The organism is Ochrobactrum sp. BTU1 (genome assembly GCA_018798825.1).
GTDB lineage: Bacteria > Pseudomonadota > Alphaproteobacteria > Rhizobiales > Rhizobiaceae > Brucella.
On the sequence record CP076355.1, the window covers coordinates 678,579 to 692,879 of the forward strand.

Here is a 14,301-nt window from a genome sequence, read left to right on the forward strand (position 1 = left end):
CATGACGCAGTCTAAAACCCTGCTCTTAGGCGTGGGTATCAGCGCCTCAACCGCACCTCAAACCAGCCTCAAGCAATCGCGGCAGTTCTGGACGGAGCTGATAAAACCGTTCGATGGTGCATTTGCATTTCTGACACTGGAAGACGAGTTCGCAGACAAGGGCGGCGATGGGCCGGATGCCATCTTGCTGGCAAACTGGCTTGCACCGCGTCTCACCAATATTGGTATCATCGCTGGTGCGCCAGTCAATTTTCTGGAACCTTTTCACGTTTCGACCGCCATTGCGACGCTTGATTATGTCATCGAAGGGCGTGCTGGACTGCTTGTGCAGCATCTCACAAAACAGCGCAATCTGGACGCCAGCAAAGCGCTGGGTGCGTTGAATGGTTATCCTGCGCTTGATCAGCAGGCGCTTAAAACGGACACTCAAGACGCAATCGAAGTTATCCGCAGGCTTTGGGATAGCTGGGAAGACGATGCAGTTATTCGCGATAAGAAAACGCAACGTTTTCTTGATGCATCCAAACTGCATTACATCAACTTTGAAAGCGAAAATTTCCGAATTCTTGGGCCTTCAATCACCCCGCGTCCACCGCAAGGCCAGCCGATTGTAGCCACCAAACTTTCAAACCTCGATGAGCTTAATGTCGCCCGTAATGCGGATGTGGTTTTTGTTACAGCAGATGAGCAGCTTATCAGGGCTGCTGGCGCATCCGTGCATGATCGTGCAGCGCCGGTTGTCGTCGCCGATCTCGCGCTTTCTGAAAAGCCAAGTGTTCAGGAAACGATTGATGCAGTTATCGAGAACCAAGCATGGGGTGCTTCGGGCGTAAGGTTGCTCTTGCCTGATCCGCAATCGCAAAGCGATTTCGTTCTCAAAGAACTGCTGCCCGCATTGCAGGCTCGCAAGCTTGTTCACAACGGCGAGGGCACCACGCTGCGGGCGCGGTTTGGTTTGCCTGAAGCAATCAATCGTTATTCAACAGCCGCCTGAGCGAAGGAACCGGGAAAATGACAAAGCTGAAGCAGGTTATTCTCGGAGCGCAGTTTCCGGGCGTCAACAATTTCACCGTATGGAGCGATCCGGCGGCGGGTAGCCAGATAGAGTTTTCTTCGTTCAAGCATTTTGCTGAAACGGTCGAGCGCGGCAAGTTTGATTTCATCTTTCTCGCGGAAGGCTTGCGCGTGCGCGAGCAAAAGGGAAAGCTTCACGAGCTTGATGTTGCTGGTCGGCCCAATACGCTGGCTATTCTCACCGCACTCTCTGCAATCACCGAAAATGTGGGCCTTATCGGTACGCTAACAACCACATTCAACGAACCCTATGCGCTTGCAAGGCAGCTTGCAACTTTTGACATTCTCTCCGGTGGGCGTGCAGGCTGGAATGTGGTGACATCACCGGGTGCATTTACTGGCGCGAATTTTCGGCGAGGCGATCATCTGCCCTTCAAGGAACGCTATGAGCGTGCGCGCGAATTTCTTGATGCCGCGCAAAAAATCTGGGCTGGAGGTGATTTTGCTTTCAAGGGCAAGCATTTTGACGTTGCTGGTCACTCAGATCTGGCACCGCTACCGCAAGGCGCGCCCGTTATTGCACAGGCTGGCGACTCGCAGGATGGGCGCGAGCTTGCCGCAAGCCACGCCGATGTTATCTATTCCCGCCATGGCACACTGGAAGCGGGGCAGGAGTTTTATCGCGATGTGAAGCAGCGTTTGGCTCATTATGGGCGTAGTCCGCATTCGCTGAAAATCCTGCCGGGCGCCAATTTCGTGTTGGGTGATACGCAAGAAGATGCGGAAGAAAAGCTGCGCGAAATCCGTCTGCAGCAGGTCAGCCCGAAATCTGCCATTACGTTTTTGGAGCAGGTGTGGAACCGCGATCTTTCAAACTATGATCCGGATGGACCGCTTCCGGAATTGGAGCCGAATGTTGCCCATGAGCAATTGGCTCTCGGGCGCGCCAATCGTTATGATGACCGCATCGATACGGCGCGTGCGTGGCGCGAGCTCGCTGAACGTGACAAACTCAGCATCCGTGACCTGATTATTAAGGTTACAGCGCGTCAGCAGTTTGTTGGCACGCCGCAGACTATAGCGGACGAAATCAACGCCTATGTTCAGGCTGATGCAGCCGATGGGTTCGTGTTTGCGCCGCACCTTACGCCCGGAGGCTTCGACGAATTCGTTGAAAAGGTTGTACCGATCCTTCAGGACAAAGGCGTGTTCCGCAGCGATTATGCCGGAGAAACATTGAAAGATAATCTCGGCGTATCAGCTTAACCGCCAAGAACGATAAGCAGTGGCGCGCAATTGCGCCGTTGCTGGTTCTAATTTTCTACAAAATCAGTCGAATATAGAAAGCGCATTCTCGGCCAATCTGTCGAGCGCTGCTACCGTGTGGCGGATTGATAAATCTGGAGTAATAAACAGACATGGGATCAACGGTAACATATCTCCGCGAGAGTATTCCGCAGTATGTTGAAGAGCCTTTAGATATCGAGGTTTCTCCAGGTGAACTCAAGGCCGCTATGCGACAGCTAGCGGGTGGGGTAAGCGTTGTTACAGCGGGGTTTGACGAAGGACGCACGGGCGCAACGGTGACGTCAGCGACGGCACTGTCTGTCGATCCTCCAACAATCATCGTGAACATCAACCGTGGTTCGTCGGTCTGGCCGGTGATCAGCCGCCACAACCATTTCTGCGTAAACATTCTGTCTGCTGGTCAGCAGGCTATTGCGGACCGTTTTGCAGGAAAAGATGGCGTGAAGGGCGCTGCCCGATATGAGGGCGCTGCTTGGTACGCTCTCGAAAGCGGCGCGCTGGCGTTGCATGGCGCATTAGCTTCGGTCGATTGTGCGGTTGAGGACGTTATTGAGCGCCATACCCACGCTATCATTATCGGACGGGCACTGAAGATTGTGACCGGCGGCGGCGAGCCGCTTCTTTATCACGGCGGCGGTTATCGATTGCTTGGGCTGTAATTTAGTTTAAATAGATAATATAAAAAGCCGAAGAATATATTCTTCGGCATTTGCTTTTTTTGAAATTATGGCAAAATTTAAAAGAAATAATTTTCAAATGTCTATATAATTTTAAATATCAATTCCTGACATTATTTTAATTATATAAATAAGTTCAATCATCTTTCTTTATAAGCAGGGTGATTGCATGACTTCCGAAAATAAGAAATCTTATCTATCTCGGCGTGCTTTTCTGGGGGCATCCGCAGTTGGTCTTGGTGCGGCAGCCATTGGTGGCTCCGATGGCTTTGTGCGCAAGGCATTCGCACAGAGCACGTCGTCTTCTCCGAGAGTGATCAAGCTGGCCTGGGGGCAGACGGCTGTGTGTCAGTCGCCAATTTCGGTCGCGCTCAAGAAAGGCTTGTTTGAGAAATATGGCCTGACTGTCGAACCGGTCAATTTCTCTGGACCAACCGATCAGTTGCTTCAGGCAATTGCCACCGGCAAGGCGGATGGCGGCATCGGCATGGCGCTGCGCTGGCTTAAGCCATTGGAGCAGGGGTTTGACGTATCGCTGACGGTCGGAACGCATGGCGGCTGTATGCGCCTTCTGGCAGCACCCGATTCAGGTATCAATTCGATTGCTGATCTGAAAGGCAAAAAGGTTGCCGTCAGCGATCAGGCAAGCCCGATCCGCAACTTCTTCGCTATTCAGGCGGCCAAGCAGGGTATCAATCCCGATACCGAAATCGAATGGCTGCAATATCCGGCTGATCTTTTTGCGGAAGCCCTGAAGAAGGGTGAAGTGCAGGCTGTGGCTGGCGATGATCCGCACGCCTTCCTCCAGCGCGAGCGTGATGGTCTCAAGGAAGTCGCGACCAATCTTGATGGGCAGTATGTCAATTCTGCCTGCTGTGTGCTGGGTCTGCGCGGAAGTCTGGTTCGTGATGAGCCAGAAGTTGCGAGCGCCTTGTCGCGTGCAATCGTAGAAGCACAGGCTTGGACTGCAGCGCATCCAGATGAAAGCGCTGAAATCTTTGCGCCTTTCGTTCCGGGCAATGTCTCTGCAACGGACGTGGCGCGCATCCTGCGCAGTCACACGCATGACCATCATTCGACGGGTGATGTCTTGCGCAAGGATGTTGCTCTGTTCGTGGATGAGCTCAAGATCATCAATGTCATCCGGCCAAATACCAATACGGATGCATTTGCCGAAAAGATCGTCGCCAATGTCATCACCTGACACAGTCTATATCTCGTCCAAGGACGACGCGCGGGAGGCTCTGCCCTCCGCGCTTCGTCGCTCGCTATGGCCGTTTGTGGCGGTGATCGCCTGGGCTATCGTCAGTGCGATTTCCGTCTTCCTTCCCAATGTGGTGGTTGGTTTTGCAGAGCCGCTTTATGTTCGTGAAACCAATGGCCTGTTCATCGGCTGGACAATCCTTCTGGCAGTCGGTGCGGCATTGGTTGCGGCCTATCCGGCATTTGGCAAACGGCTGGTTTACTGGTCGCCATGGCTGACGGCTCTGGCGGTGTTTTTTGGTGTTTGGGAATTGCTTACGGCCAAGTTTGCCTGGCTCCCTGTGCCGTTTTTCCAGCCACCTTCGTCTCTGCTCGAAGTCTATCTCGATGATTGGCCGCGTCTGCTCGACAGCCTCTATAACTCGTTCAAGCTTCTGGCCTCCGGTTTTGTGCTTGGTGCGATTGCTGGCTTTCTGACCGGTGTTTCCATCGGCTGGGTACAGGCAATCGGCTATTGGGTTCATCCGGTGTTGCGGTTTCTGGGGCCAATTCCTTCGACTGCACTGCTGCCGATGGCGTTCTATTTCTTTCCATCGGGCTTTTCAGCCGCAGTCTTCCTAATAGCATTAGCAACATGGTTTCCGCTTACGGTTCTGACATGGTCGGGCGTGGCGAGTGTCGATAAAGCCTATTACGATGTTGCCCGCACTTTGGGCGCCAGTCAGTTGTTCCTGATCCTGCGCGTCGCAATTCCCGCAGCATTGCCGCATGTTTTTGTCGGTCTTTTCATGGGGTTGGGCGCATCTTTCTCGGTGCTGGTCGCCGCTGAAATGATGGGCGTCAAGTCCGGTCTCGGCTGGTATCTGCAATGGGCGCAAGGCTGGGCGGCCTATAACAATCTCTATGGCGCGCTCATCATCATGGCGATTGTGTTTTCCGGTCTGATTACGCTGCTCTTTACGGTGCGTGATCGCGTTCTGACATGGCAGAAGGGGGATGTGAAATGGTGAATGCTGCCCTCAAACAAACGCCTGCCGCCTCCGCTGATGAAAGCCGTGGCTTCCATATTCAGGTTGAGAATGTAAGCCATCGCTTTGGTCTTGAAGGCAAGTCATTGCCGGTTCTCAACCACATTGAGCTTGATGTGCAACCGGGCGAATTTGTTGCCATTCTGGGTCCATCGGGTTGCGGCAAGAGTACGCTTTTGCGGCTCGCTGCCGGTCTGGAGCCGCCAAGTGAAGGGCGGATTCTTGCCGATGGCGAGGAAATCCTCGGTCCTAATCCGTCGCGCGTGGTGGTCTTCCAAGACCCCACACTTTATCCGTGGCGCACGGTGCGGGACAATGTTGCTTTGGGGCTTCAGGCGCGTGGCGTGCTGAAAACTCAGGGACACCGCATCGATGAAGCAATTGAGCTGGTGGGATTGTCGGCTTTTGCCAATGCCTATCCGCGTCAGCTTTCGGGCGGCATGGCGCAGCGTGCGGCCTTAGCGCGTGCGCTCGTCAATGACCCGAAATTGCTCATTCTAGATGAGCCACTAGGGAAACTCGATTCCCTAACGCGGCTTGCCATGCAGGCTGAGCTTCTCGATCTCTGGCAGCGCAACGGCTTTACCACACTGCTCGTCACGCATGATGTCGAGGAAGCGATTTTCCTTGCACAACGGGTCATCATCTTTGGCAACCGTCCGGCAAGCATCGAAGCCGAACTTAAAGTGGATCTCAGCTATCCGCGCCATCGCGGCGATCCGCGACTGGCGGAACTGCGCAGGCAGGCGCTTGCGCATCTTGGGCTGGATGCCGACTGGTAAAATCAGGAAAGAAAAATGTTCAAAAAAGCTATTCTTACAGCGGCCCTTTTATTGGGGTCGATGACGCAACTTTATGCGCATGCGCATCTCGCACAATCCGAGCCAGCCGAAGACGCAGTGCTCAATAAAACGCCTGCCACTGTTTCCATCGAATATACCGAAGCGCTGGAACTCGGCCTAAGCAAACTCGTCCTCAAGGATGAGAGTGGGGCAACTATCGAGACCAGTAAGCCTGAACATATTGACGGCAATACCAAGACGCTTTCGGTCACACCTCCAGCCTTGAAGCCGGGTACTTATACGGTCGAGTGGGGCGCTGCATCGGTCGATACGCACCGCACCGAAGGCGCGTTCAAATTCAAGATTGCTAATTAAGGTTGTCGGGCGCAATGACTGGAATTGATATTGTCATTGCGCTTGTGCGATGCCTCAATCTTGCGGGTCTCGCAATGCTCGCGGGCGCACTATTTTTTCGCATTTTTCTCATGAAAGCCGAAAAAAGCGAAGGCAAACCGACGGCAAGATTAAGATTCTGGTGTCAACTTTGTGGCTATTCCGTAGCAATCAGCGCCTTTGGACTGGTTCTGTGGGTGCCACTTCAGTTCGCACTGCTGTCTGGTGCGAATAGTTTTACTGATGCATTCGCCTTCTTCCTACGCGGACTGTTAGGTACAGCCTTCGGCATCGCATCGTTCCTACGCGCATTGGCAATCTTGCTTGCTGTCTTGCTTCTGCCGTATGCGATAAAGTCTCAAGTCATCCGTATCCTTTTGTTTTTGATCGCTGTTTTGGCGCTTGGTCTTCAGATACGCATGGGGCACGCCGCAGCAGCTGATACTATCTGGCTGCCGCTGGCGGTTTCTGCGCATGTGATTGCAGGCGCTCTATGGTTTGGCTCGCTGCTTCCGCTCTATCTTCTCTTACGTGTTTCGCGAGATGAAGGTTTGCAAGCAGCACAGCGCTTTTCGCTATATGGCATTGTTTTTGTTGTATTTCTTGTTATTGGTGCCGCAATTGCAGGATGGCTTTTGACAGGTGGTTTGCCGGGGCTGGTTGGTACCACTTACGGCAGGATCATGATCGTGAAGATCGCGCTTCTGGCAGCCATGCTGACACTTGCAGCACTCAATCGTTTCTGGCTGAGCCGTGATGGCAGTAGCGGGCGTGGACTTGGCTATGCGTTGATCCTTGAGGGAACAATTGGTCTAGCAGTATTTCTCGCGGCGTCACTTCTCGCGACACAGCCGCCCGCCGTGCATGAAGACATCATCTGGCCTTTCGCCTATCGTTTTCGCGACAATATTCTGGGTGACGCGTTTCTCGTCGATGCCGCATGGCGGAGCTTCAAGGCACTTCTGCTGGCATTTCTGATCGGTATTGGGTGCCTTTTTCTGCCTAAATGGCGATGGCAAGCTATTGTTATCGTGGCAATTATCGGGTTCGCGTCGTTTCAGCCACCGCGTATCGGATTGTTTGTTCAGGATGCTAATGAAGCAAGCTTTCTGCGCTCGTCCACATCCTATACGTCCATCGCAATTGCGCGGGGTGCTGCGGCTTTCGGAGCCCATTGTGCCTCCTGTCATGGCAATGACGGGCGCGGACGCGGTGAGCAGGCAACGGGCGATCCGGTATGGCCACCCGATCTGACAGCGCCCTTGTTTGCGGATCGCAGTGACGGCGAAATCTTCTGGACAATCATGCATGGCAAGGAGTTGCAAGACGGTCGGCAATCCATGCCCGGTTTTGAAACGGTTTTGGATGCGAAAACCGCGTGGTCGCTTGTGGATTATATCCGCGCGATTGCGTCCGCCCGAACGATCAGTATGCCTGCACCTGATGGTGCGGTTTATCCGGCGGCAAGCCCGAGGATTACGGTCTATTGCGGGGCTAGACGGTATGAGGTCGGTCTTCAAACCGACAGTTTCTGGCTGCTTCATTCTCAGGGTGAACAGCTTGAAGCCTTTGCTGTCGATAGCAATGGCATCACGGCGCAATGCGATGTTTCCGACCAGACTGCGGCTGTGGCTATGCAGCTTCTGACACCAACTGCCGATGGTGCGAGCTTTCTCGTAGATCAGAATGGCTGGACACGTTTTCGATGGTCAGGGCATGAGAAGTTAGAATCGTCAATCCTTGAGACAGCAATCAGCAAGGCTCGTGCGAATCCGGTCAGCCTATCGAATAGAGGGCATCATTCATGATGGTCCGAGCAGCGTTGCTACGCGAATATAAATGCAAAGAGGCCTCCTGCAATGAATTGCAAATCTATGTGCCTGGCGAACTAAGTGAATAATTTTCTTAATATAATTCGGCGACTGGTGAAAATTAGACGTTGAATTTTGATGCCTGTTGGCAAGAGGGAGTGGATCATGGGTAACATACGCAATGGCTTTTCGGAGCTTGTCGGCAATACGCCTCTGGTTGCTTTCTCACGCATTCAGAAGAGCAATGACGTTTCTGCGCGGCTTCTCGCAAAAATCGAATATCTCAATCCCGCTGGCAGCATCAAAGACCGTACAGCATGGGGGATTATTCAGGATGCCGAGCGTGCGGATAAAATTAAGCCGGGGGATCTTCTGGTGGATCTGACGAGCGGAAATACCGGCATCGGTATTGCGGCTGTTGCTGCCGCAAAGGGCTATCGGACGAAGTTTTATCTGCGTGATACGATCAGCGAAGACAAAATCAATATCCTGCGTCAGTTCGGGTCTGAAATCGTGTTGATCGACAATGACGAGCTGCTGGAACCGGGAGCGCTGCAAAAGGTGCTCGATCGCATTCGTAGCGAAAATCCGGGCGCTTATTATACGGGTCAGCGGTCCAATCCTGCCAATCCGGCAATCCATTTTGAAACGACCGGCCCGGAAATCTGGCGCGACACGGATGGCGAGCTGGACATTCTGGTCAGTACCGTAGGCACTGGCGGGACCATTTCTGGGGCGGGAAAATATCTGAAAGAAAAGAAGCCATCCCTTCGCATCATTCTGGTGGAGCCGACGGCAGATTCTGTGCCTTCTGCCGATAATCCAAAAGCCGCAACCATTGAAGGTGTTCACAAAGTCACCGATATCGATGAGACCATTCTGCCTGAAAACTACGACAAGGCTATTGCCGATGAAATTGTCGCTGTGACGACGGAGCAGGCTCGACGTGCCGCATTATCGGTTGCACGGGAAGAGGGTTTTCTGGTTGGTACGTCTTCCGGGGCAGCGATTGCTGCTGCCCTTCAAATTGCAAAGCGCCCGGAAAATGCAGGGAAGACCATCGTTGCCGTTCTGCCTGATAGCGGAGAGCGCTATTTGTCACTGTTTCAAGAACCAGTCACAGCGGATTAGGGGGTGGTTCGATATAATTGAAATAAAAAGAAAATATTGAGCGAGTCTTCAATATTATATAATTTATATCGCTTCCTTTTGTTAAAACTATAGAATATAATTTTGTTGAATTTTGTAAATATATCAATTCTGAATATATTTATATAAAATATTATTTGTCATATATTTTACAATATTTAGATATAATTGCCTTAATCGAATTATCCCTCTGAAATAGAACGATTTTGTTTATTGTTAGTGGGGATAATTATGATTCTGAAAAACACTGTAATTGGTTCGGCATTTGCTGTTCTTGGGGTGACACACGCAAATGCGGCCGATGCAATTGTAGCGCCGGAGCCAGAGGCTGTAGAATATGTGCGTGTCTGTGATGCTTACGGAGCGGGCTATTTCTACATTCCGGGAACGGAAACCTGCCTGCGTATCCATGGTTATGTTCGTTACGACCTGAGGGGAGGCGATAACGTCTATTATCGTGGTGCAGGCATTAGCCGTGCTCCGGATGGAAGTGCTTATAATCTGAGTCCGCGTGGTAAGTCCTATGATACCTGGACGAATAATACGCGTTTCACATTACGCACATCGACGGCTTCCGAAACGGAGCTTGGTACGCTTTCGACCTTTACTGAAACCCGCTTCAATTTCGGGAATGGTGTGGATGCAGGAACGACCCTCAACCGCGCATTCATCCAGCTCGGCGGTCTGCGTGTGGGCCTTGATGACACCGCATTTTACACATTCACCGGATATTTCGGCGATGTGTTGAATGACGACGTTATCAGTGCTGGTGGTTATCGTACCAATCAGATCAGCTACACTTTCAAGGGCGGCAATGGCTTTTCAGCTATCATCTCTCTTGAACAGGGTAACAACGTCGATGTCGATTGGAATGGCGTCATTGATGACTACACACCACACGTAGTTGCTGGTTTGAAATATACGCAGAGCTGGGGGTCGATTGCAGGTGTTGCAGCTTATGATGCCGTCAACGAAGAGTGGGCCGGAAAGGTTCGCCTTGATGTAAACGTAACCGACCGGTTCTCGGTCTGGGTGCTTGGTGCGTACAAGTCGAACGACGATCACTACGTTCATTACGATGCAAGCGGTGCCATTGTTCACGATAGTGGCAGCAGCACGTATCGTGGGGTTCGTGTTATTGACAGCTTCTACGGCACATGGGGCGGTGATTGGGCAGTTTGGGGTGGTGCAAAATTCGAGGCTACCAACAAAGCGGTCTTCAACGTTCAGCTTGCCTATGAAGATGCCGAAACTTTCGCAGCAAGTGCAAACGTTGCTTATCAGTTGGTTCCTGGTTTCACCATCACCCCACAAATTTCTTACACCAAGTGGGACGACAAGAACTCGATCCTGAAAGGCCAGGATGCCTGGCAGGGTGTCGTTCGCTTTCAGCGTTCATTCTAAAATTCAATCAGGATTTGTTTAAGTAATGTAGTGGCGGCCAGAGCCGCCACTGCTGTTTTTGAACACAGGCGAGGGTGGTTTTTCCAGCGTTCAAGTTTTTCAAAGGGCTGAATTTTTAAATAGCTGAAAGCAATTAGCCTACAGTGCCTCGGTTTTGCCGCTTGAGAGAGACTAGAATGTCAACCAAATCATCATTCATGAACGCCTTTGATAGGAGATGTGATTACGATGCAAACTCAGTCAGATTATCAACACACTTCATCAGGCTATAGCGAATGCGTGCAGGCACGAGGAACAATTGCGTCATTGTTGGCTGCCGTTGAAAAAGCAAAGCAGACTGCAAATGAAAGTCTGCGCCGCGCTCAGTCTGCACCTTTGCCTCATATTGCCGATAATACGATCTTCATCGCATTGTTTGAGCGTCATCTGTCGGATCGTGAAGTCCTGTTTTCGAGAATCCGCCAGCTCGACGATGCAAAGGCATCTTTCGGGGCTTGAGCAGAACAATCAATTCATCCCATAATTGCCACATTCCATCGATGAGCACGATATTTGGTAAGCAGGAAGAAGCGCAGTGACTGAATTTGCATCCAGAATGACGCTGACCGAGGAGTTAGTCTCGCTGAGCATTCGGGCTGAAGTGGATCGGGGGCCGGACCCAAACAGGATTCCGATAACTGACCTGGACGTGCAGGCACTTTCTGAAAAGCTTTATCATGAAAGCGGCGACAAGCCTTTATGGGTGTTTGCTTACGGTTCGCTGATCTGGAAGCCGGATTTTAATTCTGTTGATTGGAGTTATGCTGGCCTGAAGGGATGGCACCGTTCGTTCTGCCTGCGACTTACCCGTTGGCGGGGCACCCAAAGTCAGCCCGGCCTGATGCTTGCGCTACGACGCGGCGGCAGTTGTAACGGCATCGCGTTTCGGCTGTCTGAAGAGGATCGACTCGGCCAGATTCAGCGCATGATCCGGCGTGAAATCAGTTCAATAAGTGATTCATCCAGTATTCGCTGGGTATCTGTTGATACGCCGGATGGGCCTGTGCGTGCTTTGACGTTCTGGGCTGGACCACGCGGCGACCGCGTTTTGAATGGTCTGCCGTTGGAATGTGTAGCAAGCACTTTGGCGCGAGCGTGTGGGCATATTGGCTCCTGCGCGGAATATCTTTATCTGACCGTCAAACATCTCGAAGAAAAGGGCATTCGCGATCGTAATCTGTGGAAGCTTCAGGAGCTTGTGGAAGCTGAGATTGCGACACTCTACGAGGTCAATGCAAAGGCATCTGCGGCAGCGGTTTGACCGGCAGGGAATGAGAGCTGAAAAACACATCGCATCCCAATGTGACAATTGGTCTGTAACGATAGACTATTAATCCGCTCGATTTAGTGCAAAAGCAGCATTCATCGGATCGGCGGAGGTTCCATGCTCACAAAAAAGGGGAAATACGGCCTCAAAGCATTGGCTCACCTTGCCTTGCTTGCTCCCGGCGAGAGCGCATTCGTTGCCGAGATTGCCGCCAAAAACAATATTTCCAAGAAGTTTCTCGACGCGATCCTGCTGGAGTTGCGTAACGACGGCATTTTGCGGTCGAAGAAGGGGCCGGGTGGCGGCTATAGTCTCGCAAAACCTGCCAGTGAAATTAATATAGGGCAGGCGATCCGCGTTCTGGATGGTCCGCTCGCACCTATTCGTTGCGCCAGCCGAACAGCCTATGAGCCTTGCGAAGACTGTGAAGATCACAAGGCTTGTCAGGTTCGCCGATCAATGCTGCTTGTTCGCGAAGCAATTGTCGGCGTTCTCGATGCCATGACGCTTGAGCAGTTTGCTCGCAACGGCGGTCTTGAAGATGACGGAACTGCGCCTGAATGGGCACAGCTTACCGCCTGATCGTGGATCACTTCCGATAGTTGATCCTGTAAGTCAGGCTACCTTCAGTAACTTCTTCAATTTCAATGATAATATCGCGTATTTCGGCGGTCGTCTGATCTTTCGGAAAAGAGAAAGTCTGCCCTGAGGCTGGGTAGTTCAAATCTGCGATTGAATAGCCGCGGACTTCAAACTGCATCTCGCCATTTTCAATGCCGAGGAAAGCAATATCGTAGATCGTCCCACTCTCGTCCGGGCTGTAGTCGCCAGCGTTGGGCAGCGCTAGCCCTTTTCCGTAATCACGGGGCGGGATGATTGGATTAGCTGAGAGGACAAATTGCGAGCGGCCGAACGTATCGGTTTCTGGCGCCGGCTGTTCCTGCGAATGCACTTGCGGAGCGGCTTCGACTGCACCCGCGGCCGGACCAGCAATTCCGCTGGCGATTGAGCTGCATAGAATGGCTGCAGTAAATGATGACGTCAGGATCAGTGAGCGCAGGACTTTATTCATTTTGCGAACTTTCATGCTTAGGGTCTGATGCTGTCGCTATCGGCGAGAATCGACGACCACTCGCAATAAAGCTTGGCAATTTCGGTGTCTTTGGTCTCGTTGGTGAAGGCATCAGTCGAAGCATAGACGCGTATTTCACCGCTCTTGATGACGCTTGAATCGTCTTAGTCGCCGCGAGCATAGCCTAGTGCCATGGTCAGATCGGTCGGATGATTGATATTGGTGTCTTTGGTCGAAAACCAGGTACTGTCGGTTTCAAAATAGAGCTCGGCTTTTTCTGTGCCTGCCGCGTCAGTGTAATAGGCCTCTTTCTTGTCCGGATTGGCCTTCGGATCGGCAAGGTGGCAAAACTCTGCACGCGCATTTCGCTCGGGAATATTGCACGCAAATTGGGTTTGCCACGGAGGAATACAGTTGCTGCAGCTGGCAGCGGTATTAGTGCGGCCAAAGTCATTGCAAAGCATATCTTCATGAGAGATCCCCGAATGCGGTCAATCTCTACCGCATCGCAAACCTCCACAGATGAGTCAATGTGTTACGCTGTGGACAATACTCAATTGACCGCGCTTCGATCTTCCGTCTAGTGTCGGCGCAGATGAGGCACCTGTTGCCGGGACGGGCTGTTAAGAAAGATATCTGATGAATCCAACATGGACCAAATGGCTTATTAGTTTCGTATTTGGTGTTCTGATAGCGCGTTTCGGATTTGGCCTCATGGCCCCTCTGGTGATGATGCTTTCCCCGGAACGGACGGCCAATCCAGATGGTCTCGATAGTGTAATTATCATCCAGCTGGTCGTTCAGTTTGTTGTAGTGGTGATCTCCACAATCCTGTTGTCGCGGCTTGCAAGTCGCAAGCTGCAGATTGGATGGGGTTGTCTTGTTCTTGGCGCTGTTATCCTGCTTGGCCTGCTTGCAACTCTCTTCGTACCGGGATCGGATTTTGGGTCGCTTGAGGATAATGGTGAAGCCACGGCATTTTTCTTCTGGCTATTGATCCTGGTGCTGCCAATGTCGATCGGCGGGGGACTGTTGGCCGTTATTGGCTGGATTATGATCCAACGCGGACGAAAAGAGTTGCAGCGCGGGTAGTTTAGGCAAGTCACGATCTGCATATCTGTAGACCAAACGCCAATTTGTTGGGAAATAATCCA

The 14,301-nt window shown here is 52.0% G+C and carries 16 protein-coding genes; 14 read left to right on the plus strand and 2 right to left on the minus strand.

What is annotated here, in order from left to right; all coding sequences use genetic code 11:
- Position 1: 1 nt before the first annotated feature.
- From KMS41_14465 to KMS41_14525, 13 genes are all read left to right on the plus strand, one after another.
- Positions 2-994 carry an LLM class flavin-dependent oxidoreductase gene (locus KMS41_14465; GenBank protein QWK80107.1) on the plus strand — a complete coding sequence of 331 codons (993 nt, stop codon included), beginning with the start codon at positions 2-4 and terminating at the stop codon, positions 992-994.
- A 17-nt stretch (positions 995-1,011) separates the two neighbouring features.
- Positions 1,012-2,280: an LLM class flavin-dependent oxidoreductase gene (locus KMS41_14470; GenBank protein QWK80108.1), complete on the plus strand. Its 1,269-nt coding sequence runs from the start codon at positions 1,012-1,014 to the stop codon at positions 2,278-2,280.
- A gap of 152 nt (positions 2,281-2,432) precedes the next feature.
- Positions 2,433-2,981: a flavin reductase family protein gene (locus KMS41_14475; protein ID QWK80109.1), complete on the plus strand. Its 549-nt coding sequence runs from the start codon at positions 2,433-2,435 to the stop codon at positions 2,979-2,981.
- A gap of 187 nt (positions 2,982-3,168) precedes the next feature.
- On the plus strand, positions 3,169-4,203 hold the full coding sequence (locus tag KMS41_14480) for an ABC transporter substrate-binding protein (GenBank protein QWK80110.1): 1,035 nt from the start codon (positions 3,169-3,171) through the stop codon (positions 4,201-4,203).
- Positions 4,190-5,212 (plus strand): ABC transporter permease subunit, encoded by a 1,023-nt coding sequence (locus KMS41_14485; GenBank protein QWK80111.1) that lies wholly within the window; start codon positions 4,190-4,192, stop codon positions 5,210-5,212. The genes KMS41_14480 and KMS41_14485 overlap by 14 nt, the downstream gene beginning before the upstream one ends.
- Complete coding sequence (locus KMS41_14490; GenBank protein ID QWK80112.1) at positions 5,206-6,012, plus strand: ABC transporter ATP-binding protein; 807 nt, start codon at positions 5,206-5,208, stop codon at positions 6,010-6,012. The genes KMS41_14485 and KMS41_14490 overlap by 7 nt, the downstream gene beginning before the upstream one ends.
- 15 nt (positions 6,013-6,027) lie before the next feature.
- Positions 6,028-6,387, plus strand: a complete 360-nt coding sequence (locus tag KMS41_14495; GenBank protein ID QWK80113.1) for a copper resistance protein CopC — start codon at positions 6,028-6,030, stop codon at positions 6,385-6,387.
- Between the two features lie 14 nt (positions 6,388-6,401).
- On the plus strand, positions 6,402-8,213 hold the full coding sequence (locus tag KMS41_14500; protein ID QWK80114.1) for a CopD family protein: 1,812 nt from the start codon (positions 6,402-6,404) through the stop codon (positions 8,211-8,213).
- 168 nt (positions 8,214-8,381) lie between these two features.
- Positions 8,382-9,347 carry a cysteine synthase family protein gene (locus KMS41_14505; protein ID QWK80115.1) on the plus strand — a complete coding sequence of 322 codons (966 nt, stop codon included), beginning with the start codon at positions 8,382-8,384 and terminating at the stop codon, positions 9,345-9,347.
- 249 nt (positions 9,348-9,596) lie between these two features.
- Positions 9,597-10,769, plus strand: coding sequence for a porin (locus KMS41_14510; protein QWK80116.1), 1,173 nt, complete (start codon positions 9,597-9,599; stop codon positions 10,767-10,769).
- Between the two features lie 228 nt (positions 10,770-10,997).
- Positions 10,998-11,267: a hypothetical protein gene (locus tag KMS41_14515; protein ID QWK80117.1), complete on the plus strand. Its 270-nt coding sequence runs from the start codon at positions 10,998-11,000 to the stop codon at positions 11,265-11,267.
- Between the two features lie 97 nt (positions 11,268-11,364).
- The gene (locus KMS41_14520) at positions 11,365-12,069 is read left to right on the plus strand and encodes a gamma-glutamylcyclotransferase (protein ID QWK80259.1); all 705 of its coding nucleotides are present in this window, start codon (positions 11,365-11,367) and stop codon (positions 12,067-12,069) included.
- Between the two features lie 123 nt (positions 12,070-12,192).
- Positions 12,193-12,657 carry an Rrf2 family transcriptional regulator gene (locus tag KMS41_14525; protein ID QWK80118.1) on the plus strand — a complete coding sequence of 155 codons (465 nt, stop codon included), beginning with the start codon at positions 12,193-12,195 and terminating at the stop codon, positions 12,655-12,657.
- Positions 12,658-12,664: 7 nt separating this feature from the next.
- Here the strand turns inward: KMS41_14525 and KMS41_14530 are convergent, their stop codons facing one another.
- Together KMS41_14530 and KMS41_14535 are read right to left on the minus strand one after the other, a co-directional pair.
- Positions 12,665-13,147, minus strand: a complete 483-nt coding sequence (locus tag KMS41_14530; GenBank protein ID QWK80119.1) for a hypothetical protein — start codon at positions 13,145-13,147, stop codon at positions 12,665-12,667.
- A 164-nt stretch (positions 13,148-13,311) separates the two neighbouring features.
- On the minus strand, positions 13,312-13,611 hold the full coding sequence (locus KMS41_14535) for a hypothetical protein (protein ID QWK80120.1): 300 nt from the start codon (positions 13,609-13,611) through the stop codon (positions 13,312-13,314).
- A 175-nt stretch (positions 13,612-13,786) separates the two neighbouring features.
- Between KMS41_14535 and KMS41_14540 the strand changes: the two genes are divergently transcribed.
- Entirely contained in the window at positions 13,787-14,239 is a 453-nt protein-coding gene (locus tag KMS41_14540; GenBank protein QWK80121.1) for a hypothetical protein, read from the plus strand.
- Positions 14,240-14,301: the final 62 nt, after the last annotated feature.